Genomic DNA, 21984 nt, shown 5'->3' on the forward strand with positions numbered 1-21984 from the left:
ACCACTCTTCACGCGCGATGGTAGGGGTGATTCGCAATCATTGCGGCGGCCCGGTACAACTGCTCGGCCACCACCAGGCGTACCAGCATGTGCGGCAGCGTCAATGGTCCAATCGACCACTTTTCGTCGGCCAGCGCGGAAACTTCCGGCGAATGCCCTTCCGGGCCACCGATCAGGAAGGCAAGGTCCCTGCCCTGCCCACGCCAATGCTCCAGCCGCTGCGCCAGCTGTTCGGAACTGAGCTGGCGGCCCGGCACATCCAGCGCCACCACATAGGCATTCTTCGGCAGTGCGGCGATCACGCGCCTGCCTTCGTCTTCGGTGGCGCGGCGCGCATCGCGGCCCTTGCCGCGCAGGCCGGGCTCGATTTCCACCAGCTCGAACGGCAGCCAGTGCGACAGCCGCTTCTGGTACTCGGCGAAGCCCTGCGCCACCCAGCTGGGTGCGCGTTCGCCGGTAGCAATCAGGCGGGCTTTCATCAACGGTCCTCCAAAACGTCGACGGCGCCATCGGCGCCGTCGAAGGGATGCATCAACGTGCGGCTCAGGCCACTTCGTCGTCGCTGGACGGCGGCTGATCGCCAACGGTCCACAGGCGCTCCAGGGCATAGAACTCACGCACGCGCGGCAGCATCACATGCACGATCACGTCGCCCAGGTCGACCAGTACCCACTCGGCTTCGCGCTCGCCTTCAACACCCAGCGGCATCACGTCGAGATTCTTGGCAAAGCGCACGACTTCATCGGCGATCGACTTGACGTGGCGGGTCGAGGTGCCCGAAACGACGATCATGTAGTCGGCAACGCTGGACCGGCCGCGCACATCGATCTCGACCAGGTCCTTGGCCTTCAGGTCTTCGGTGGCTTGGCGGACGCTGGCCAGCAGTTCCGGCACGGACGGCGGCGGGCTGGGCAGATCGACCTTGATGGTCTGGGGCTGGGTCTGGTTGCTCAAAGTGGATCGACTCGATAAACGTGGGGGCGATTATACGGGCAAGCCGGGGCGGCGGCATTCACGGCGTAGGGGAGCGGTACAGGCCATGGGCGGCCACATAGTCGGCCACGGCCGGCGGCAGCAACGCCCGCCAGGGGCCGCCGGCGGCGATCTGCGCACGCACGGCACTGGCCGATTCCTCGCGCAGCGGATGATGCAGGCGCAGGATGCGCCCGGCCGGACTGGCGAACAGGGCCTGCTCGTTGTCGGCCCAGCGGCCTTCCAGGGCGCGGCCAAGTTCGCCATCCACCGAGGCCTGAAGGGGACTGCCCGGGCGCTCGGCCACCACGAAATGGGCCAGCCCGAACAGTGCCTCCCATTCATGCCAGCGGGTCAGGCCCAGCAGGCTGTCGGCCCCGACCAGCCAGGCCAATGGCCGGCTGGGGCCCAGCTCGCCGCGCAGTTCGCGCAGGGTGTCGACGGTGTAGGACGGGCGGCCGGGAAAGCGTATGGCGCGGTCCAGTTCACGGTGGTCCAGCAGCAGGCCTGGCTCATCGCCGATGGCCAGCGAGAGCATGGTGAAGCGCTGGTCAGCGGTTGCGCCCGGCACCGCGCGATGCGGCGGATCAGCCGCCGGCAGCATGCGTACAGCGACCTGCAGTTCGTCACGGGCAGCACGCGCGATGGCGAGGTGCCCGAGGTGCACCGGATCGAAGGTGCCCCCGTAATAGATCCGCAGGCTCATCACTCAGGCCCGCGCCAGCAGGCGCACGGCACGCGGTTCGGCCACGGCCACCAGCAGGCGCTCCAGCGCCAGCCAGGCATCACCGTCGGCGCGCCCCTTGGCGATGCGGTCGACCAGTCCGGCCTCGGCCACGAAACGCTCCCAGCGCTTGCCCTCGGGGTGCCGCTGCAGCGCACGCTTGTAGGGCGCTTGCCGCGATTCCCAGATGCCGCGCGATTTCATTTCGGCGGCCAGATTGCCGCCACGCGCCTGTACCCGGGCCAGGCCGGAACCAGCCAACAGCTCGCGGATCACCATTGGCATCAGGGCGGCCACCGCCTCGCCTTCGCCACGCAGGCCCGCCAGCATGCGCAGCACCGCCGGCGGCTGGCCGGAGAACGTGGCTTCCAGCAGCCGGAAAACGTCATAGCGGGCGGCGTCGGCCACCAGCGATTCCATCCGTTCCACGTCCAGCGGCTGGCCGTCGGCCAGCAACGCCAGCTTGTCGATTTCCTGCGCAGCGGCCAGCAGGTTGCCCTCGACCCGCTCGGCCAGGCGCTGCACGGCGGCCGGATCGGCACGCAGGCCCTTGCCACGCAGGCGGCGCTCGATCCAGTCCGGCAGTTCGTGCGGCTTGATCGCCCACGCCACCGACAGCACGCCGATGCGATTGACTGCCTCGGCCCACTTGCCCTGGTGGGCCTTGCTCCATTCGTTGGCGGTAATCATCAGCACCACGTCCGGCGCCGGGTTGGCGCAGAACTGGCTGATCACCTCGGCCCCGTCCTTGCCCGGCTTGCCGCTGGGCAGGCGCACCTCGACCAGGCGGCGGGCACTGAACAGGCTGGGCGCGTTGAAGCTGGCGTCGAGCTGGTTCCAGTCGAAATCACGCCCATCGGCGTCGAACACTTCCCGCTCGGCAATGCCGGCGGCGCGTGCGCGTGCACGGATGGCGTCGGCCGCCTCAAGCACGCGCAGGGTTTCCGGGCCGGCAATCAGGTAGACCGGCGCCAGCGGGGTGTCAGCGCCCTGGCTGGCCAGCTGCTCCGGACGCAGTTCCATCGTCGCGACTCAGTGCTTGGCTGCGGGAACCGGCTCGGCCGGCTCCGCCCCTTCGATCGGCTTGGCCTTCGGCGCCGTCAGGCTGCCGCCCTTCTCGATCTCGGCGCGCACCACGCTGTCGATGCGGCGGATGATCGACGCGGACATTTCCCGTCGCAGCTCATCGGCCAGGATTTCGCGTTCGGTGGTGGTACCGGTGGCGTCGGTCGGCGGCGAAACGTAGTCGCGCGACAGTTCGATCACCTGCTGCGGCACCAGCTCGCTGCCATCCTCGCGACGGAAGATGAAGATCACCGCATAGCGCAGGCTGTACTCCTGCGCACGGCCCTGCGAGTCGATGGCGATCGGCAGGTCGCCCCAGCGTTCGGACAGCACCTGGAGCTGGGTACTGGGCCCCTTGCTGTCCTCGTCGGCCAGCTTGGCACCGGATGCCAGCAGGCTGCGATTGAGCAGCTTGACCAGTTCGCTGTAAGGCGCGGTGGAGACCACCTTCACCGGCGCCGTGTCGGTCGGCAGCATCAGCTTGTTGCGCAGATGGAAACCGCAGCCGGCAAGGCCGAGGACAAGAACGAGGGCAAGCAGGATTCGGGTCATGGAGACAGTCTGGCGGAGCCGGGCGATCACGGCAACACACAGCCTGCCCGAAGCCGCGTGAATGCAGGGCCATCAAGTGCATGGCCCCGCACCGGGAAGGTACCGGCCACCGCGTGGGTGACCGGCCCAGGATGCATCAGGCAGCGACGATGTTCACGATCTTGCCCGGCACGATGATGATCTTGCGCACGGTCAGGCCTTCCATGAACTTGGCCGCATTCGGCTCGGCCAGAGCCAGTGCTTCGACCTGCTCGCGTGCAGCATCGGCGGCCACCTCGATGGTGCCACGCAGCTTGCCGTTGACCTGCACGGCCAGGGTCAGCGCGTCGCGCACCAGCGCACCGGCGTCGGCCTGCGGGAACGGCTGGTCTTCCAGCAGCGTCTCGCCATGGCCCAGCACCTGCCACAGGGCGTGGCTGGCATGCGGGGTGATCGGGTTCAGCAGCAGTACGATGGCCTGCAGCGCTTCCTGGCGCACCGCACGGCCCTGCTCGCTGCCGTCCTCGAACTTGGCCAGCGCGTTCATCAGTTCCATCACCGCCGCGATGGCGGTATTGAAGCTGTGGCGACGGCCATAGTCGTCACCGACCTTGCCGATGGTCTCGTGGGTCTTGCGGCGCAGTGCCTTCTGGCTGGCGTCCAGCGCGGCCACGTCCAGCGCCGGGGCGGCACCGTCGGCGGCGTGCTTCTGCACCTGGGCCCACAGGCGGCGCAGGAAGCGCGCCATGCCGTCCACGCCGGCTTCGTTCCACTCCAGCGACTGTTCCGGCGGGGCGGCGAACATCGAGAACAGGCGCACGGTGTCGGCACCGTACTTGTCGACCATCGCCTGCGGGTCCACGCCGTTGTTCTTCGACTTGGACATCTTTTCAGTGCCACCGACCACCACCGGCTGGCCGTCGGCGATCAGCGTGGCGCCAGTGATGCGGCCGCGCTCGTCGCGCTGCACTTCCACATCGGCCGGATTGATCCAGTCCTTCGAGCCGTCCGGGTTCGGGCGGTAGTAGGTCTCGGCGATCACCATGCCCTGGCACAGCAGGTTGCGTGCCGGTTCGTTGCTGTCCACCATCCGCGCGTCGCGCAGCAGCTTGTGGTAGAAGCGGAAATACATCAGGTGCAGGATCGCGTGCTCGATGCCGCCGATGTACTGGTCGACCGGCAACCAGTAATTGCCGCGCTTGTCGACCGCATCTCGGGCACCCGGCGAGGTGTAGCGGGCGTAGTACCAGCTCGACTCCATGAAGGTGTCGAAGGTGTCGGTCTCGCGCTCGGCCGCGCCGCCGCATTCCGGGCAGGTGGTCTTGCGCCATTCCGGATCGGTCTTGATCGGCGAACCAGTCCCCGAGAACGCCACGTCCTCCGGCAGCACCACCGGCAGCTGCTCTTCCGGCACCGGCACCGCACCGCACTTGTCGCAGTAGATCACCGGAATCGGGCAACCCCAGTAGCGCTGGCGGCTCACGCCCCAGTCGCGCAGGCGATAGTTGACGCGGCGCTGGCCCTGGGCCTTGCGCTCGAAGCGTTCGGCCAGGGCTTCGAAGGCGCCCTGGAAATCCAGCCCATCGAATTCGGCCGAGTTGACCAGCTCGAAGGCACGGTTCTTGTCGCTGTACCAGTCCTGCCAGCGGGCACCATCCCAGGTGCGCTCGTCGTCGTTGCGCGGATCCTTCAGCGCGATCACCTGCTTGATCGGCAGGCCGTACTTGTTTGCCACTTCATTGTCGCGCTGGTCGTGGCCCGGAACAGCCATCACCGCACCGGTGCCGTAGCCCATCAGCACGAAGTTGGCGACCCACACCGGCACCTTTTCGCCGGTGACCGGATGGATGGCACGCAGGCCGGTGTCCATGCCGCGCTTTTCCTGGGTTTCCAGCTCGGCCTCGGACACGCCACCCTGCTTCATTTCGGACAGCAGCGCAGCCAGTTCCGGGTTGTTCTTCGCCGCATGCAGGGCCAGCGGATGTTCGGCGGCGATCGACACGAAAGTCACGCCCATCACGGTATCCGGTCGGGTGGTGAACACGCGCAGCGGATCCAGCGCAGTGCCGTCGACATCACGCACGTCGAACTGGATTTCCAGGCCCTCGGAGCGGCCGATCCAGTTGCGCTGCATGGTCTTGACCGAATCCGGCCAGCCGTCCAGTTCATCCAGGCCGTCCAGCAGTTCCTGGGCGTAATCGGTGATGCGCAGGAACCACTGCGGGATCTCGCGCTTCTCGACCAGCGCACCGGAACGCCAACCACGGCCATCGATGACCTGCTCGTTGGCCAGCACGGTCTGGTCGACCGGATCCCAGTTCACCACCGCATTGCGGCGGTAGGCCAGGCCCTTGCGCATCAGGCGCGTGAACATGCGCTGTTCGTGGACATAGTAGTCCGGGCGGCAGGTGGCGAATTCGCGCGACCAGTCCACCGCATAGCCCATGGCCTTGAACTGGCCACGCATGTGCTCGATGTTCTTGTAGGTCCAGGCCGCCGGTGCGGTCTTGTTCTTGATTGCCGCGTTCTCCGCAGGCAGGCCGAACGCGTCCCAGCCCATCGGCTGCAGCACGTTGTGCCCGGTCATGCGCTTGTAGCGGCTGATCACGTCGCCGATGGTGTAATTGCGCACGTGGCCCATGTGCAGCGCACCGGACGGGTACGGAAGCATCGACAGGCAGTAGTACTTCGGCTTGTCCGAAGTCTCGTCGACTTCGAAGGCACGGGTGGCGTCCCAGTACTTCTGGGCGGCGGATTCAACCTGCTGCGGGTCGTAGGCGTTGGTTTCAGCGCTGGTCATGGAACACGCGGATGCGGCGGCAAAGCGGTACAGCGTACCGCAGTGCGGCAAACGTCTCCAATCCTGCCCGCCGACCGCCGGCCCCGCCAGCGCCCGGAGCCGGTCTCAGCGCGGTCGCGACAGAGGCAGGGCCAGCGCCAGCCAGACCGCCCAGCAGGCGAATGCAAGCCGTTGTGCCAGCGGCGCCGGCAGCACGCCCTGCAGCGCAAAGGCAGCCAGCGCCGCCAGCACGCCACAGGCGAGCGCCACCCCGCCCAGGGCGCGGCCGTGCGTCTGGCGCAGCTGGGAGATGCCCAGCAACAGGGTGCCGGCGACGAAGCCCAGCACCCAGATCATCCAGGCACTGGCGTGCAGCTGGCTGGCCGGCCCGTGCAGATCGTCCACATCCAGCGGCATCAAGCCCATCGCGGTGAAGGCCAGTCCGCCCAGCAACAGCATCTGGCTGCCCACCCGCGGCGCCCAGCCAGCACTGGCCGGCAGCTGTCGGCGCAGGCACTCGGCCACGACCACCGCCAACAGGCCCGGCAGTACGAAGCCCAGCAGATTGAAGGCCAACGCGTGCGGCACGCCGTGTGCGCCCAGCAGGGCCACCGGGTGCCGCGCCTGTGCATAACCTTCCAGGCCGGTGCCGAAGCCCAGCACCGCCAGCACGAACAGCAGTGCGGCGGCAGGGCCGGACAGACGCAACAGGGAAGACGGGGAGGTCATGCAGGCTCCAGGAGCAACGGCGGCGGGAACGACGCATTGTCGGGCATTTGCCGCAGTCCGGGTTGAGACTGGCATCGATCGTCATCATAGAATCGGTCTCCAGATGCCAATCGATGCCTCCCCCATGACCGAGACGACCTACGTATTCGACGCCACCACTGCGACCTTCGAGGCCGAAGTCCTGCAGAAGTCGCTGCAGACGCCGGTGCTGGTCGACTTCTGGGCCACGTGGTGCGGCCCCTGCAAGACCTTGGGGCCGATGCTGGAAAAGCTGGCCGCCGAATACAACGGTGCCTTCGAGCTGGCCAAGGTCGATGTCGACAAGGAACAGCAGATTGCCGCCGCCTTCCAGATCCGCTCGGTGCCCACCGTGTTCCTGGTCAAGGGCGGCCAGCTGGTGGACGGTTTCCCCGGCGCCATCCCGGAAGGCCAGCTGCGTGAGTTCCTGGCCCAGCACGGCATCGTGCCGGCCGACGTCGGCGACACTGCCGCCGAGGACGAAGCGCCGTTGGATCCGCAGGCACAGGTGGACGTACTGCGTGCGCAGATCGCCGCCGAGCCGGACAAGGACGAGCTGAAGCTCGACCTGGCCCTGGCCCTGCTGCAGATCGGCGGCGTGGACGAAGCCGGTACGCTGATCGACGGCCTGCCCGCCAACCTGGCCACCGACGACCGCGCCGTGCGCGCCCGCGCTCGGCTGTCCTTTGCCGCCGCCCTGAAGGACGCCCCGGCCGCCGAGGTGCTGGACGCGCGCATCGCCGCCAACGGCAATGACCTCAAGGCCCGCCACCTGCGCGGCGTGCAGCTGCTGCTCGGCGGCCATGACGAAGCCGCGCTGGCGCAGTTCCTGGAAATGCTGCGGATCGACCGGAGTTTCGAGGAAGGCCTGCCGCGCAAGGCGCTGATCGATGCCTTCAATGTGATCTCCGACGAGGACCTGGTCGGCCAGTACCGCCGCAGGATGGCCTCCCTGCTGTTCTGAACGGAAGCCGGGTTCGTTCAGAATCCCTGCACTGGACGCGGGCAATAATGCGCACGATGGCGGCCGTACGGCCGCCACGATCCGTTCGGGGGGATGAGGTCGGGGCCATGGGGTCTTGCAGCTGCACCCCCGCATTGCCGGGATTGCAAAACTGTGACCTTCGTCCGCTCGCTGTTGTTTGCCATGCGCTTCCAGGGCGCCCTGCTCTGTGCCCTGCTTCTGCTGCCGGCCATCGCCGCCGCGCAGGACTGGAACTACCGGGTCCGCCCCGGCGACACCCTGTGGGATCTGGGTGGCGTGTATCTGAAACCCTCGGTGCGCTGGCAACAGCTCCAGCAGCACAACCGAATCGACAACCCCTACCGGCTGCCGCCCGGCCAGCTGCTGCGTTTCCCCATCAGCTGGCTGCGCATCGAACCGGCACCGGCGCGGGTGCTCTCGGTCCGCGGCAAGGTCGAACTGTCCAGTGGAGACGGCAGCGCCAGCCGCGCCATCCAGGCCGGCGAGCAGCTGCATATCGGAGACACCGTACAGACCGAGGGCGAATCCAGCGTCACGCTGGAATTTGCCGATGCGTCGCGCCTGCAGCTGCGTGAGTACTCGCGCCTGCGCCTGGACCAGCTCAGCCGCTATGGCCACACCGGCATGGTCGACACCCGCCTGCGCCTGCAGCAGGGCCGCGCCAGCAATCGGGTGACGCCCGCGCGCGGCCCGGCATCGCGCTACATCATCGATGCGCCCACCGCCACCAGCAGCGTGCGCGGCACCGTCTTCCGGGTCAGTGCCGGCGACGGTCGTGATGTCGCGGCCACCGAGGTCCTGCAGGGCAAGGTGCAGGTCGGCAACACCCATGGCCAGCGCATGGTCCAGCCCGGACAGGCCACCCGCAGCGCCAGCGCAGACGCCGCTCCGGACACAGTCTCCGTACTGCTGCCGGCACCGCAGCTGCGCAACGATGAACTGCGCCTGGCCCCGTTGCCGACGCTGCTGGCATGGACTCCGGTCGCCGGCGCCGCGCATTACCGCGTTGAAGTGGTGGAGGCAGCCACGCCGGAGATCCTGCTGTTCGCTGCCACCACCCCCGATACCCGCCTGGCCATCGGCGATCTGCCGCCGGGCCAGCTGCGCATCCTGCTGCGCGCGGTCGATGCGCAGGGTGTGGAAGGCATCGACGCCAGTGCCGACTTCGAACTCAGCGACCAGCCTCCACCGCCGCTGACCCTGGCCCCGCTGCATGGACAGACAATCAACAGCGACCGCCCGCGTTTCCGCTGGAGCCAAGCCCCCGGTGCGCGCAGCAGCGTGCTGCAGATCGCGGCTGATTCCACCTTCGTACAGCCACTGCAGGAACAGACCAGCACCGGCACCGACCTGCGCCTGGCGCAGCCATTGCCGCCGGGTCACTACTTCTGGCGGATCGCCTCCCGCAGCGCCGATGGGCACCAGGGGCGCTATGGCCAGGCCCTGCCACTGCAGCTGAGCAACGAGCCGGTGGATCCTGCGCTGCAACCGCCCGAGGCCGCGCACGGTGAGCTGACCCTGCGTTGGCAGGCCAGCAGCGAAGGCCAGCGCTATCGCGTGCAGGTCGACCGCCGCGGCGACTTCAAGGCACCCCTGGTCGACGAAACCGTGGCCGAACCGCAGGTCAGCTTCAAGCGTCCGTGGCGCGGCACCCTGCATGTGCGCGTGCAGTACATCGACGATGACGGCCATGCTGGCGAGTTCTCGCCTGCCCAGAAGATCGCCCTGCCGTGTCGCCTCTGCTATGGCACCGGTGGCGGTGCCCTGCTGCTGTGGCTGCTGTTGTGAGGCGTTCGCCGCTGCCGTGGTCGAAGCGGATCCTGCTGGCCATGCTGGCCGGGATACTGACCCTCGTCGCCAGCCAGGGCCAATGGCTGTGGCGGCAGGACGAGGCCACCTACGACGCGATGGTCGGCAACTGGGACTATCGACCCGACCCGAGCGTGCTGATCGTGGCCATCGACGAAGGCAGCCTGCAACGCATCGGCCAATGGCCGTGGCCGCGCTCGGTCCACGCCCGGTTGCTGGATCGCCTGACCGATGCCGGTGCCGAACGGGTCGCGCTGGATCTGATGCTGTCCGAGCCGGACCGCCGCGACAGCCGCCAGGATGAGGCGCTGGCCGCGGCCATCCGTCGCAATGGCCGGGTGGTGCTGCCGGTGCTGGCCGCACCGGCAGCCGGTGATCGCATGGCCGAGGAAATGCTGCCGGTTCCGCAGATCGCGGCCAGTGCCGCCGCCATCGGCCACACCGACGTTGAGGTGGACAGCGACGGCGTCGCCCGCGGCATCTACCTGCATGCGGGCATCGGCAAGGCGCATTGGCCGGCGCTCGGGCTGGCCCTGACCGGCCTGCCTGCGGGCGCGGTGCGCGGACTGCCCGACCCTGATCCCGAGGTGGGCTCGCCTTATCAATGGCGGCGCAACGACTACGTGCGGGTGCGCTATGCCGGACCTCCCGAGCAGTTGCCGCAGGTTTCCTACGCAGACGTACTCGATGGCCACGTGGACATGGCGATGCTGCATGGCCGCCGCATCATCGTCGGCATGACCGCCAGCGGCATCGCACCGCGCCTGCTGACCCCGACCACCCGCGAGTTCTGGATGAGCGGCAGCGAGTACCAGGCCAACATCGCCTCGATGCTGCTGCAGCACAAGCAGATCGAGGTGCTGCCCCGCTTCTGGCAGCACACCATCAGCGCGGTGCTGGTGGCGCTGTGTGTGATCCTGCTCGGCCTGCGCCTGCCGTGGCTGGCGGCGCTGTGTTCGCTGCCGCTTGCTCCTCTGCTGAGCTGGTTGCTGTTGCGCACCAGCAACCTCTGGTGGGCGCCAGCCACCGCCCTGCTGGGCGTCCTGCTGGTACTGCTGGCCTGGGCGATCTGGCGGATTTCGGCCTGGCACCGGCAGGCCAACCGCGACGCACTGACCGGCCTTGGCAATCGCCTGCGTTTCGAACAGGCGCTGCAGCAGGAATGCGACGCCGCACGACGCAACGGCAAGCCACTGAGCCTGGCGCTGATCGATGTCGACCACTTCAAGCGCCACAACGACCGCCATGGCCACCAGGTCGGCGACCGCGTGCTGCGGGACGTCGCCCGGTTGATCGGCGCGCATGCGCGGCGGCCGCGCGACATGGCCGCGCGTTACGGTGGCGATGAATTCGCACTGGTACTGCCCGATACCCCGGCCGAAGGCGCGCGGCTTGTCATCCAGGACCTGATCGACTGCGTACGTGCGTTGCCGGTACACGGTGACGGCAGCGACGATCGGGTGACGCTCACCATCGGCGTGTTTACCCGGGTACCGGAAGGCGAGCTGCAACCGCATCATTTCGTCGAAGGGGCCGACACCGCGCTGTACCAGGCCAAAGCGAATGGACGCGACGGGTATGTGATGGACGGCGGCGCGTGACCGGTGCCACCGGGTGCAACATACGCATGCGAATGGTTAGACTGGGCACCTCGCCCAGCGCCCCCGGATCCGCATGAACGCCCGTCTGTTCCGCTTCGGCATCAACCTCTGGCCGCCCTTCCTGTTCACCGGCATCCACGTCACCCGCATCACCCCCGACTACCGGCAGATTGATGTCGAGCTGCGCCTGCGGCCATGGAACCGCAACTACGTCGGCACCCACTTCGGCGGCAGCCTGTTCGCGATGACCGATCCGTTCTGGATGCTCGGCCTGCTGCACATCCTCGGCCGCGACTACTACGTGTGGGACCGCGCCGGCGCCATCGACTTCCTCACGCCGGGCCGTGGCATCGTGCGGACGTCGTTCCGCATCGACGACGCGCTGCTGGATGAACTGCGCGCCGAAGCGGCCAGTGGCGAGAAGGTGCTGCGCTGGTTCAGCAACGACGTGATCGATGAAAGCGGCGAAGTGGTCGCACAGGTCCGCAAGCAGGTGTACCTGCGCCTGAAGCCGCACGCGCGCTGAGCGCGCCTCAATCGCGCGCCAACGCAGTCGAAGCTGGCTCCGCCTGCAGCGGCACCGACAGCCACGGGCTTTCGTCGTTGCTGCGGGACGGCGAGCGGCGCGGCACCTGCAGATGGCGGCCATCCGCCGACAAGCGCGGCACCCGCACCGGCGAGGCGAACTGTGCCGGCAACCGCTGCAGGGCATCCACCGGATCCCCCGGCTGCTGCCGCAGCCAGCGCTGTGCACCCAGCAGGCGCAGCATCGCCGCGGCGTCCTGGGTGCGCGACGAATAGGCCGGATAGACCGGACCCGCAATGTCGGTCAACAGGCAACCCATGACGTTCGACAGGCAACCAAAGTCACGCTGCGGCGGCGCCGGTGCCGGCAACGGACGGTCCGCCTCCAGCGCAGCGGTCGCCGTCGCGCCACAGGCCCAACCGAGATTGCCGGCCGCACGGGCCAGGGTGCTGCTGCGGTCCAGTACCAGCGCGCCGCCGAATTCCCGCGCCGAGGTCTCGATCGCCACCCGGTTCATCGCATACTCGCCCTGCATCGCACGGCACAGGCTCTGCTCGTCGGCCCGCATCGGCTGCATGGCCTGTTCGCATTCGGCCGGCAGCGGGTGATCGGCAGGCAGTTCGACCAGCATGTCGGCCAGCAGCTGCGCGTTGGCCTGTACCAGGCTGGCGCCGATGATGCTTTCGACCAGATAGCTGCCACCGGGCACCAGCCGCCGGCCCAGCTGCACTCCCCGGCAGCTGCCGCGCAGGGCACCGTCGATGTCACCCTGTACGAACGCCAGCGCACGTGCGCTGGTGGCATCGACCACCAGCCCGTAGGTCGGCATCGGCACCAGGATGCCCTCGCCCTTCGGCTGGAACGGCGATACGAAGTAGTCTGCTTCGGCGAGCTGATCCAGCCGCGCGTGCAACTGCTGGTGCCCGGCATGGGCCTCCACGAAGCGTTGCGGGTCCGCGCGGACCTGGGCGAGGCAGCCGCGGGCGGCCGGCCCGCAACTGGCACCGGGCCGCGAGCGCAGCTCGGCATGGTTGGCCACCAGGTGTGTCTGGCCGCCGCTGCTGCCCAGCAGGTCGGCCTCCCAACGGCGCACGTCCTCGGCCAACGCCTGCTCGCGCTGGCGGGCATCCAGATCGTCGAACGGCAGCGTCCACAACAGGGCATAACCGTTGCGCCCGCTCGCCGGCAGCCGCGCTTCCAGCCGGTGCTGCGCCTGCAACCGCGATTCCGGCACCGGCCACATGCGTGAGGCGCACCACACCACGATGGTCAACAGCAGCAGGCCCGCCAGGGTCCAGCCCAGTCCGCGCAGAATCTTCAACACAGCTTCCCTTCCATGGCTCGTTGCCGCAGTCGATCCACCAGCGTAATCGACCGGCAGTGACCGCTACAATGCGCACATGTCGCTCGAAGCCCCCGCCCTGGTCCCCCGCCCCTCCCTGCAGCGCCTGTTCCTGACCGGCCTGCTGACCCTGCTGCCGATCTGGCTGACCTGGGTCGTGGTCAAGTTCGTGTTCGTGTTGCTGTCGGGCATTTCCAGCCCGCTGGTGGTACCGCTGTCCGAGCAGATCGCGACAAGCTTCCCGCACTACCTCGGCTGGGTCCGCGCCGAATGGATCCAGGACACCATCGCCCTGCTGGCCACCCTGCTGGTGATCCTGGCGGTGGGCGTGGCCAGCCGCCGCGTGCTCGGCCAGCGCCTGCTGCGCTGGGTGGGCGCGGTCATCAAGCGCATTCCGCTGGCCAGCATCATCTACGACAGCGCAAAGAAGCTGCTGGACATGCTGCAGACCGAACCGGGCAGCACCCAGCGCGTGGTGCTGATCGACTTCCCGCACCGCGACATGAAATCGGTCGGACTGGTCACCCGCGTGATCAAGGAACACGGCACCGACCGTGAGCTGGCCGCGGTGTATGTACCGACCACGCCGAACCCGACCTCGGGCTACCTGGAAATCGTGCCGGTGGAACTGCTGACCCCGACTGACTGGACCGTCGACCAGGCCATGAGCTTCATCATTTCCGGCGGCGCCGTCGCACCGTCCAGCGTGCCGTTCACCCGCGCCGGCGAACGCACCGGCGAACGCACCGAATGACCCCGGCGCCGATCGAGCGCCCGCTGCAGGACCGCGCGGTCCTGCTGTTCATCGTGCTGGCCGCGTTCTTCTGCGGCAATGCGGTGCTGGCCGAGCTGATCGGGGTGAAGATCTTCGCGCTGGAAGACACGCTGGGCATCGCCCCGCTGAACTGGAACCTGTTCGGCCAGACCGGCTCGCTCAGCTTCACCGCCGGTACCCTGCTGTGGCCGGTGGTGTTCATCATGACCGACACCATCAACGAGTTTTTCGGCAAGCGCGGCGTGCGCTTCATCTCGTGGCTGGCGGTGGTGCTGATCGGCTACGGTTTCCTGTTCGCCTTCGCGGCCATTTCGCTGGCGCCGGCCAGCTGGTGGGTCACGTCGATGGATGACCATGGTGTGCCCGACTACCAGGCCGCGTTCGCAGCCGTGTTCGGCCAGGGCATGTGGACCATCGCCGGTTCGCTGGTGGCCTTCCTGCTCGGCCAGCTGATCGACGTGGCGGTGTTCCACCGCATCCGCCAGGCCACCGGCGAACGCCACGTGTGGCTGCGTGCGACCGGATCGACTGCGATCTCGCAGGTGGTGGACAGCTTCGTGGTGATCTGGATCGCCTTCGTGCTGGGCCCGCAGCACTGGCCGACCTCGCTGTTCCTTGCGGTCGCCAGCGTCAACTACGTGTACAAGATGGGCTTTGCGATTGCCCTGATTCCGTTGCTCTACCTGATGCGGCGTGCCATCACCCGCTATCTGGGCGCCGATCGCGCGGCGGCACTGCGCGCCGCCGCTGCGGCTGACTGAAGCCCCAGCGCCACCAAGCTGACTGCGTCTTCACGCTGGCCGTACGCGCGCGGATCGTGCAAGCTCCACGATCTGTGTTCCACGGAAGCTTCTTGATGCCGTATTCCCCCCGCGTCCTGGCCGCTGCCATTGCCGCGTTGTTCCTGTTCAGTGCCGTGCCGTCGGCCGAAGCAGCGAAGAAGAAGGCCAGCCGCCCTGCCGCTGCGCAGACCCGCCAGGCCGCCAAGCCCAAGGCCAGGCCCGCCCGTGCCACCGCACCGGCCCGTGGCAGTTCGGCGCGCCGCGCTGCGCCGCGTCCGGTCGCACCGGCCCGTGCCGTGCCCAAGCAGGTGCAGCTGGAACGGCTGTACGACGAGTACTGGGATGCCTCGATGCGGTTGAACCCGCTGCAGGCCACGTTCCAGGGCGAACCGCGCTACAACGACCAGCTGCCCAACATCCTGTCCGCCGCCTGGCGCCAGCAGTCGCACGACTTCACCACGCAGTGGCTGGGCAAGGTCGAAAAACTCGGCAGCGATGGCCTGCAGGGCCAGGACCTGCTCAGTTACGAGATCTTCGTACGTGACGCGCGCGCCTCGCTGGCTGCCGAGCGCTACCCGAGCTGGATGATGCCGATCAGCCAGTACTACAACATCGGCAGCATCATGGCGATCCTCGGCTCCGGCGCGGGCGCGCAGCCGTTCAACACCGTGCAGGACTATGACACCTGGTCGCGCCGCTCGCTCGGCATTCCCGAACTGTTCGACCAGGCCATCGACAACATGCGCCAGGGCATGAAGGCCGACGTGGTGCAGCCGCGCGACCTGATGGAGAAGGTGCTGCCGCAGCTGGATGCAGTGATCAAGCCGACCGCTGAAGAGAGCATCTTCTGGTCGCCGATCCGCACCATGCCGAACACGATTGCGGCCGAAGACAAGGCGCGCATCAGTGCCGAGTACAAGCGCATGATCGAACTGCGCATCATGCCCGCCTACCGCGCCCTGCGCGGCTTCATCGCCACCGAGTACCTGCCGGCCACGCGCGCCAGCAGCGGCATGGGCGCGCTGCCCGACGGCCAGGCCTGGTACGCCAACCTGATCGTGCAGACCACCGCCAGCGACCAGACCGCCGCGCAGCTGCACGCGCTGGGCGAGCAACGCGTGCAGGAACTGCAGGCACAGATCGCCACGGTGATGAAGGACGCCAAGCTGCGTGGCACGCCGGCAAAGCTGCTGCGCAGCATGCGCAACGATCGCCAGTTCCAGTACAGCGATGCCAATGCACTGATCAGCCGCTACCGCCAGGTGCAGCAGCAGGTCAACGCGCGCCTGCCGCAGGTGCTCGATACGCTGCCGAAGTCCGCGCTGGAAGTACGCGCAGTGGAACCGGAACGGGCGCTGACCGCCGCCGCTGCCGCCTACCAGCCGTCGCCGCCCGGGCAGCCCGGCGTGCTGTACATCAACACCCGCGACCTGCCCAGCCGCAAGCGCTGGAGCGTGCCGGTGCAGTACCTGCATGAAGCGATTCCCGGCCATCACGTGCAACTGGGCCTGCAGCAGGAGCTGGCCAAGCTGCCACGCTTCCGTCGCCTCGGTGGCGATCTTGCGTTCGTCGAAGGCTGGGGCCTGTACGCCGAAACGCTGGGTGAAGACCTCGGCGTCTACACCGATCCCTACGACCGTATCGGCTACCTGTACTCACGCCTGTTGCGCGCCGCGCGCGTCGTCGCCGACACCGGCGTCAATGCACAGGGCTGGAGCAAGCAGCAGGCCGTGGCCTACCTGCAGAAGACGGTGGACATGAGCAGCGATGACGCCAACGCCGAAGTCGAGCGGATCATGGCCCAGCCCGGCCAGGCACTGTCGAACGTCGCCGGCCTGACCACCATCGTTGCCCTGCGCGACAAGGCCAAGGCACGCCAGGGCGCAGCCTTCGATCTGCGCCGCTTCCATGCAGAACTGCTGAAAGACGGCTCGATGCCTCTGGACGTGCTGGACCGCAAGATGGAGCGCTGGATGGCACAGCCGGCCAGCGCTGCGCCCACACCTTCGCCGTGACGCTTCCGGAGCCACCATGCGCCCTGCCGTCGCCCTGTTCGCCGCCGTGCTGGGCCTGCTGCCTCTGGCGGGCGCCGCCGCACCGGTGCTGACCCCACCGGATGCCGGTATCGACGGCCTGATGCAGGCCTACGATGGCCAGGTGCCCGGCGCCGCAGTGCTGGTGCTGCATGACGGGCAGCCGGTGTTCCGCCGTGGCTACGGCCTTGCGGTGGTCGAAGACGGCACCCCGGTCACAGCCGCCAGCAATTTCCGGCTGGCCTCGGTCAGCAAGCAGTTCACCGCTGCGGCGGTGCTGCTGCTGGTGGAAGACGGCCGGCTCGGGCTGGACCAGCCGGCCCGGCAGTGGCTGCCCGAGCTGCCACCGGCTGCAGCGGGCATCACCCTCCGCCACCTGCTCTCGCATACCAGCGGCCTGCTCGACTACGAAGACCTGATGGACCCGGCAGACACGCGGCAGGTACACGATGCCGATGTGCTGGCCCTGCTGTCGCGCCAGGACCGGCTGAACTTCGCGCCGGGCACGCAGTACCGCTACAGCAACAGCGGCTATGCACTGCTGGCACTGATCGTGGGCCGCGCATCCGGCCAGGATTTCGCCGCCTTCCTGCAACAACGCATCTTCCGCCCGCTGGGCATGACGCATACCGTGGCCCACCAGGACGGCGTGGACACGGTCGCCGCACGCGCCTATGGCTACAGCAGGATCGATGGCCGCTGGCAGCGCACCGACCAGAGCACTACCAGCGCCGTACTGGGAGACGGCGGGATCTACTCCTCGCTGGACGACCTGGCCCGCTGGGATGCGGCGCTGTACGACGACCGCCTGCTGTCGAAGGCCTCGCGCCGCGCGATGTTCAGCCCGGCGACGACCACATCGGAACCGGACGTGCCGCATTACGGCTTCGGCTGGCGGCTGAATGGTCCGGTGCAATGGCACAGCGGCGAGAGCATCGGCTTCCGCAACGTGATCGTGCGCCACCCGGAGAAGCACCTGACCGTGATCGTGCTGACCAACCGCAACGACCCCGAACCCTATCCGCTGGCGCAGAAGATCGCCCAGCGCTGGCTGGACACCCTGCAATGACCCCCGGTTCTGACGCCCTGCTGGGCATCCACCACGCCGCACTGATCTGCAGCGACTACGCACGCTCGAAGGACTTCTACGTGCGCATCCTCGGCCTGCGCGTGCTGGCGGAGAACCACCGCGCCGCACGCGATTCCTGGAAGCTGGACCTGGCCCTGCCCGACGGCGGCCAGCTGGAACTGTTCTCCTTCCCCTCGCCGCCGCCCCGTCCCAGCCGCCCAGAGGCCCAGGGTCTGCGCCACCTCGCGTTCCGGGTGGCTGCACTGGAACCCTTCATCCAGCGCCTGGCCGCGCATGGTGTCGCCTGCGAACCGATCCGCGTGGACGAATACACCGGCCGACGCTTCACCTTCTTCGCCGACCCCGACGACCTGCCGCTGGAGCTGTACGAGATCGCGTGAGCGATTTTCAATCGCGGAGGCCCATCCACGCATGGCGTGGATCTACGTGTCGACCAAGGTCGACACCCACCAAGAGCAGGCCGTGGCATTCCAACAGATCGCGGAGACCTGTCGAAGGCGGGGTGGGTCCGGTTGCGGGGGCGTGAGCCGCATGGGCCCGAGGCATGCCTCGGGCGGGTTGGGCAGGACGCCCAACCCCGGTCTTGCCGTGTGCGCAGGACTGCGCCCACGAGCAAGCGGCGACCGAGCTTACATGGGTGAGGGCGCTTTGCTTGCGAAGCACTGCTTCGCAAGCGCCCGAACGCACAGCCGCCAGCGGCTGGGCCGGGCCCCGGAGGGGGACTTGCAGCGCCCCCCGCAACCGGACCCACCCCGCCATCCCACGGATAGCCCGCTGTTGCTGTTGCTGTTGCTGTTGCAGTTGCAGTTGCTGTTGCCCCCGCGGGTGCAGGGCGCAGCCCTGCAAAGCCCCCCTTCCCCATACCCCGCCGAATGGGTATACAGTCGACCCGTACCGGCATCGTGCCGGAATGAACCCTGGGAGGGGACCATGCGCAAGACCTTCAAGACCCTGCTGCTGGCACTGCCGCTGTGCCTGGCCGCGCTCTCGGCGCAGGCCGCCGATGGCGCCGCCGGCCGCTGGAAGACCATCGACGACAAGACCGGCAAGGTGAAGTCGATCGTCGAGATCACCCAGGCCGCCAACGGCACCCTGACCGGCAAGGTGGTCGACATCCTGCACTCGGACAAGGGCCCCAACCCGGTCTGTGACGGCTGTGAAGGCGCCAACAGGAACAAGCCGGTGAAGGGCATGACCATCCTCTGGAACCTGAAGGCCGACGGCGCCAACAAGTGGTCCGGTGGCACCATCCTCGACCCGGCCAACGGCAAGACCTACAAGTCGAAGATGGAACTGCAGCCCGGCGGCACCCGGCTGGACGTGTCCGGCTGCATCGCCTTCATCTGCCGCGCGCAGACCTGGCAGCGCGAATAAGCGCCCCGGCCCCCGCTTCATCCCCGTGACCCGGCCTCGGCCGGGTCACCTCGTTGCGGGCATGCGATACTCTGCGGTTCCCCTCGGCTTCACCCCGCGACCATGACCCGTACCGCGCTCGTCACCACCGCCCTGCCCTACGCCAACGGCCCGCTGCACCTGGGCCACCTGGTCGGCTACATCCAGGCCGACATCTGGGTGCGTGCGCGGCGAATGAGTGGCGGCAAGGCCTGGTTTGTCTGCGCCGACGATACCCATGGCACGCCGATCATGCTGGCCGCGGAAAAGGCCGGGGTCACCCCGGAAACCTTCATCGCCAACATCCAGGCCAGCCACGAACGTGACTTCGCCGCCTTCGGCGTGGCCTTCGACCACTACGACTCGACCAATTCGGCGGCCAACAAGGCGCTGACCGAGCAGTTCTACCTGAAGCTGGAAGCGGCCGGCCACATCAGCCGCCGTTCGGTGGCGCAGTTCTACGACCCGGCCAAGGGCATGTTCCTGCCCGACCGCTACGTCAAGGGCATCTGCCCGAACTGCGGCAGCCCCGACCAATACGGCGACAACTGCGAAGTGTGCGGCGCTACCTATGCGCCGACCGATCTGAAGGAACCGCGTTCGGTCATCTCCGGTGCCACGCCGGAAATGCGCGATTCGGAGCACTTCTTCTTCGAGGTGGGCCACTTCGACGCGTTCCTGCGCGAATGGCTGGCCGGCGACGTCGCCCTGCCGGGCGTGAAGGCCAAGCTCGGCGAGTGGCTCAACGCCGAAGGTGGCCTGCGCGCGTGGGACATCTCGCGCGATGCGCCGTACTTCGGCTTCCAGATTCCCGGCCAGCCGGGCAAGTACTTCTACGTCTGGCTGGACGCGCCGATCGGCTACCTGTCCAGCTTCCAGACCCTGTGCGGCAGGATCGGCGAGGACTTCGAAGCGCACCTGCGCGCCGGTACCAGCACCGAGCTGCACCACTTCATCGGCAAGGACATCGTCAACTTCCACGGCCTGTTCTGGCCGGCGGTGCTGCACGGCACCGGTCACCGCGCGCCGACCCGCCTGCACGTCAACGGCTACCTGACCGTGGACGGCGCCAAGATGAGCAAGTCGCGCGGCACCTTCGTGATGGCGCGTACCTTCCTCGATGTCGGCCTGGAGCCGGAAGCGCTGCGCTACTACTACGCCGCCAAGTCCGGCGGTGGCGTCGACGATCTCGACCTGAACCTGGGTGACTTCATCGCCCGCGTCAACGCCGACCTGGTCGGCAAGTTCGTCAACCTGGCCAGCCGCTGCGCCGGCTTCATCAGCAAGCGCTTCGACGGGCAGCTGGCCGCGCAGCTGCCCGATGCGGCGCAGTACCAGCGCTTCGTCGATGGCCTGGCGCCGATCCGTGAAGCCTACGAGCGCAACGACCCGGCCGCGGCGATCCGCCTGACCATGACCCTGGCCGACGAAGCCAACCGCTACATCGACGACGTCAAGCCGTGGGTCATCGCCAAGCAGGAAGGCGCCGATGCGCAACTGCAGGCCGTATGCAGCCAGGGCCTGAACCTGTTCCGCGTGCTGGTCACCGCCCTGAAGCCGGTGCTGCCGGCCACCGCCGCGCAGGCCGAAGCCTTCCTGGCCGCGCCGGTGAACGACTGGACCGAACTGGCACAGCCGCTGCTGGGCCACCGCATCACCGACTACACCCCGCTGTTCACCCGTATCGACCCGAAGAAGATTGACGCCATGATCGACGCCTCCAAGGACACCCTGCAGCCGGCGGCTGCCGCTGCCCCCGCCGCCAAGCCGGCCGCCCCGGCCCCGGCCAAGGACGAAGCAAAGAGCGCCGACGCGCCGGCCTACATCGGCATCGACGATTTCGCCAAGCTCGACCTGCGCATCGGCAAGGTGCTGGTCTGCGAGTTCGTGGAAGGATCGGACAAGCTGCTGCGCTTCGAGCTGGATGCAGGTGAACTGGGCAAGCGCCAGATCTTCTCCGGTATCCGTGGCAGCTACGGCGAGCCGGAGAAGCTGGTCGGCCGCAGCGTGGTGTTCATCGCCAACCTGGCCCCGCGCAAGATGCGCTTCGGCCTGAGCGAAGGCATGATCCTGTCGGCCGGCTTCGACGGCGGTGCGCTGGCGTTGCTGGACGCCGACAGCGGCGCGCAGCCGGGCATGCCGGTCCGCTGATGCCCGCAGCGGGCGTGGCCTCGGCCGCGCCCGCCGGCAGCATTGGCCAGCGGAGGCAACGCGATGGGAGGCAACGGAATGGAACTGGCGCTGTTCGACTTCGACCACACCGTGACCACCTGCGATACCTATGGCCGTTTCCTGCGCCGCGTGGCCACCGCCGAACAGCTGGCGCAGGCGTGGTGGAAGGTCGGCCCGTGGCTGCTCGCGTACAAGCTGAAGCTGATCTCGGCCGAACGCATCCGCGCGCGCGTCACCCGCCTGACCTTCAGCGACCGCCACAGTGACGACATCGCCACCCTGGCCGCCGGCTTCTCGCGTGAGTTCCTGCCCGACGTGGTGCGCCCGGAAATGCTGGAGCAGATCCGCTGGCACAAGGAACAGCAGCACACCGTGGTGATCGTGTCCGGCTCGCTGGACCTGTACCTGCGGCCGTGGTGCGAGCAGCTGGGCCTGCAGTTGATCTGCAACCGGCTGGAATGTCAGGACGGACGCCTGACCGGCCGTTACGCCGGTGGCGACTGTGGCCCGCGCAAGGTCGAGCACATCCGTCGCCAGTTCGATCTGTCGCGTTACGTGCGCATCCATGCCTACGGTGACAGTTCCGAAGACAAGCCGATGCTGGCGCTGGCCCACGAGCGCTGGTTCCGCGGCAAACCCCTGAAGTAACCCGACGCGCA

General features: G+C 67.9%; 20 protein-coding genes. 12 read left to right on the forward strand and 8 right to left on the reverse strand.

The window, feature by feature from the left end; genetic code table 11:
* Nucleotides 1-8: 8 nt before the first annotated feature.
* The 7 genes from rlmH to AC5P67_RS05035 all read right to left on the reverse strand — a co-directional run bounded on the left by rlmH (nucleotide 9) and on the right by AC5P67_RS05035 (nucleotide 6800).
* Nucleotides 9-479, reverse strand: coding sequence for a 23S rRNA (pseudouridine(1915)-N(3))-methyltransferase RlmH (gene rlmH / locus AC5P67_RS05005; RefSeq protein ID WP_005410535.1), 471 nt, complete (start codon nucleotides 477-479; stop codon nucleotides 9-11).
* Between the two features lie 64 nt (nucleotides 480-543).
* Nucleotides 544-954 (reverse strand): ribosome silencing factor, encoded by a 411-nt coding sequence (gene rsfS / locus AC5P67_RS05010; protein WP_005410536.1) that lies wholly within the window; start codon nucleotides 952-954, stop codon nucleotides 544-546.
* A gap of 58 nt (nucleotides 955-1012) precedes the next feature.
* Nucleotides 1013-1681 carry a nicotinate-nucleotide adenylyltransferase gene (nadD, locus tag AC5P67_RS05015; protein ID WP_005410537.1) on the reverse strand — a complete coding sequence of 223 codons (669 nt, stop codon included), beginning with the start codon at nucleotides 1679-1681 and terminating at the stop codon, nucleotides 1013-1015.
* Nucleotides 1682-2719 carry a DNA polymerase III subunit delta gene (gene holA, locus AC5P67_RS05020; RefSeq protein ID WP_043034740.1) on the reverse strand — a complete coding sequence of 346 codons (1038 nt, stop codon included), beginning with the start codon at nucleotides 2717-2719 and terminating at the stop codon, nucleotides 1682-1684.
* Between the two features lie 9 nt (nucleotides 2720-2728).
* Complete coding sequence (locus AC5P67_RS05025; protein ID WP_005410539.1) at nucleotides 2729-3313, reverse strand: LPS-assembly lipoprotein LptE; 585 nt, start codon at nucleotides 3311-3313, stop codon at nucleotides 2729-2731.
* Nucleotides 3314-3449: 136 nt separating this feature from the next.
* Nucleotides 3450-6092, reverse strand: a complete 2643-nt coding sequence (gene leuS / locus AC5P67_RS05030) for a leucine--tRNA ligase (RefSeq protein ID WP_197613958.1) — start codon at nucleotides 6090-6092, stop codon at nucleotides 3450-3452.
* Between the two features lie 105 nt (nucleotides 6093-6197).
* A complete protein-coding gene (locus AC5P67_RS05035; RefSeq protein ID WP_049451959.1) occupies nucleotides 6198-6800 on the reverse strand; it encodes a DUF998 domain-containing protein in 603 nt (200 codons plus the stop codon).
* A 124-nt stretch (nucleotides 6801-6924) separates the two neighbouring features.
* On the opposite strand from AC5P67_RS05035, the gene trxA reads away from it, so the two are divergent.
* The 4 genes from trxA to AC5P67_RS05055 all read left to right on the forward strand — a co-directional run bounded on the left by trxA (nucleotide 6925) and on the right by AC5P67_RS05055 (nucleotide 11739).
* Nucleotides 6925-7782, forward strand: a complete 858-nt coding sequence (trxA, locus tag AC5P67_RS05040) for a thioredoxin (protein ID WP_005410542.1) — start codon at nucleotides 6925-6927, stop codon at nucleotides 7780-7782.
* Between the two features lie 153 nt (nucleotides 7783-7935).
* The gene (locus tag AC5P67_RS05045; RefSeq protein ID WP_171968550.1) at nucleotides 7936-9591 is read left to right on the forward strand and encodes a FecR family protein; all 1656 of its coding nucleotides are present in this window, start codon (nucleotides 7936-7938) and stop codon (nucleotides 9589-9591) included.
* Nucleotides 9588-11213, forward strand: coding sequence for a CHASE2 domain-containing protein (locus AC5P67_RS05050; RefSeq protein ID WP_171968549.1), 1626 nt, complete (start codon nucleotides 9588-9590; stop codon nucleotides 11211-11213). The genes AC5P67_RS05045 and AC5P67_RS05050 overlap by 4 nt, the downstream gene beginning before the upstream one ends.
* Before the next feature lie 73 nt (nucleotides 11214-11286).
* Nucleotides 11287-11739, forward strand: a complete 453-nt coding sequence (locus AC5P67_RS05055; protein WP_100438798.1) for a DUF4442 domain-containing protein — start codon at nucleotides 11287-11289, stop codon at nucleotides 11737-11739.
* Nucleotides 11740-11746: 7 nt separating this feature from the next.
* On the opposite strand, the gene AC5P67_RS05060 is transcribed toward AC5P67_RS05055, so the two are convergent.
* Entirely contained in the window at nucleotides 11747-13063 is a 1317-nt protein-coding gene (locus AC5P67_RS05060; protein ID WP_012480936.1) for a hypothetical protein, read from the reverse strand.
* 76 nt (nucleotides 13064-13139) lie between these two features.
* On the opposite strand from AC5P67_RS05060, the gene AC5P67_RS05065 reads away from it, so the two are divergent.
* The 8 genes from AC5P67_RS05065 (at nucleotide 13140) to AC5P67_RS05100 (ending at nucleotide 21973) form a co-directional block, all read left to right on the forward strand.
* A complete protein-coding gene (locus tag AC5P67_RS05065; RefSeq protein ID WP_005414135.1) occupies nucleotides 13140-13835 on the forward strand; it encodes a DUF502 domain-containing protein in 696 nt (231 codons plus the stop codon).
* Nucleotides 13832-14617 (forward strand): queuosine precursor transporter, encoded by a 786-nt coding sequence (locus tag AC5P67_RS05070; protein WP_049459669.1) that lies wholly within the window; start codon nucleotides 13832-13834, stop codon nucleotides 14615-14617. The genes AC5P67_RS05065 and AC5P67_RS05070 overlap by 4 nt, the downstream gene beginning before the upstream one ends.
* Nucleotides 14618-14712: 95 nt before the next feature.
* Nucleotides 14713-16653 carry a DUF885 domain-containing protein gene (locus AC5P67_RS05075; RefSeq protein WP_100438799.1) on the forward strand — a complete coding sequence of 647 codons (1941 nt, stop codon included), beginning with the start codon at nucleotides 14713-14715 and terminating at the stop codon, nucleotides 16651-16653.
* A 16-nt stretch (nucleotides 16654-16669) separates the two neighbouring features.
* A complete protein-coding gene (locus AC5P67_RS05080) occupies nucleotides 16670-17740 on the forward strand; it encodes a serine hydrolase domain-containing protein (protein ID WP_062606126.1) in 1071 nt (356 codons plus the stop codon).
* Entirely contained in the window at nucleotides 17737-18141 is a 405-nt protein-coding gene (gloA2, locus tag AC5P67_RS05085; protein WP_005410551.1) for an SMU1112c/YaeR family gloxylase I-like metalloprotein, read from the forward strand. The genes AC5P67_RS05080 and gloA2 overlap by 4 nt, the downstream gene beginning before the upstream one ends.
* Nucleotides 18142-18691: 550 nt before the next feature.
* Complete coding sequence (locus AC5P67_RS05090) at nucleotides 18692-19135, forward strand: DUF2147 domain-containing protein (RefSeq protein ID WP_005410552.1); 444 nt, start codon at nucleotides 18692-18694, stop codon at nucleotides 19133-19135.
* A 102-nt stretch (nucleotides 19136-19237) separates the two neighbouring features.
* Entirely contained in the window at nucleotides 19238-21304 is a 2067-nt protein-coding gene (gene metG / locus AC5P67_RS05095) for a methionine--tRNA ligase (protein ID WP_043035451.1), read from the forward strand.
* A 78-nt stretch (nucleotides 21305-21382) separates the two neighbouring features.
* Complete coding sequence (locus AC5P67_RS05100) at nucleotides 21383-21973, forward strand: HAD family hydrolase (RefSeq protein ID WP_005414141.1); 591 nt, start codon at nucleotides 21383-21385, stop codon at nucleotides 21971-21973.
* The last annotated feature ends 11 nt before the right edge of the window (nucleotides 21974-21984 follow it).

It is taken from the genome of Stenotrophomonas sp. YJH_SMC_21 (assembly GCF_059369555.1).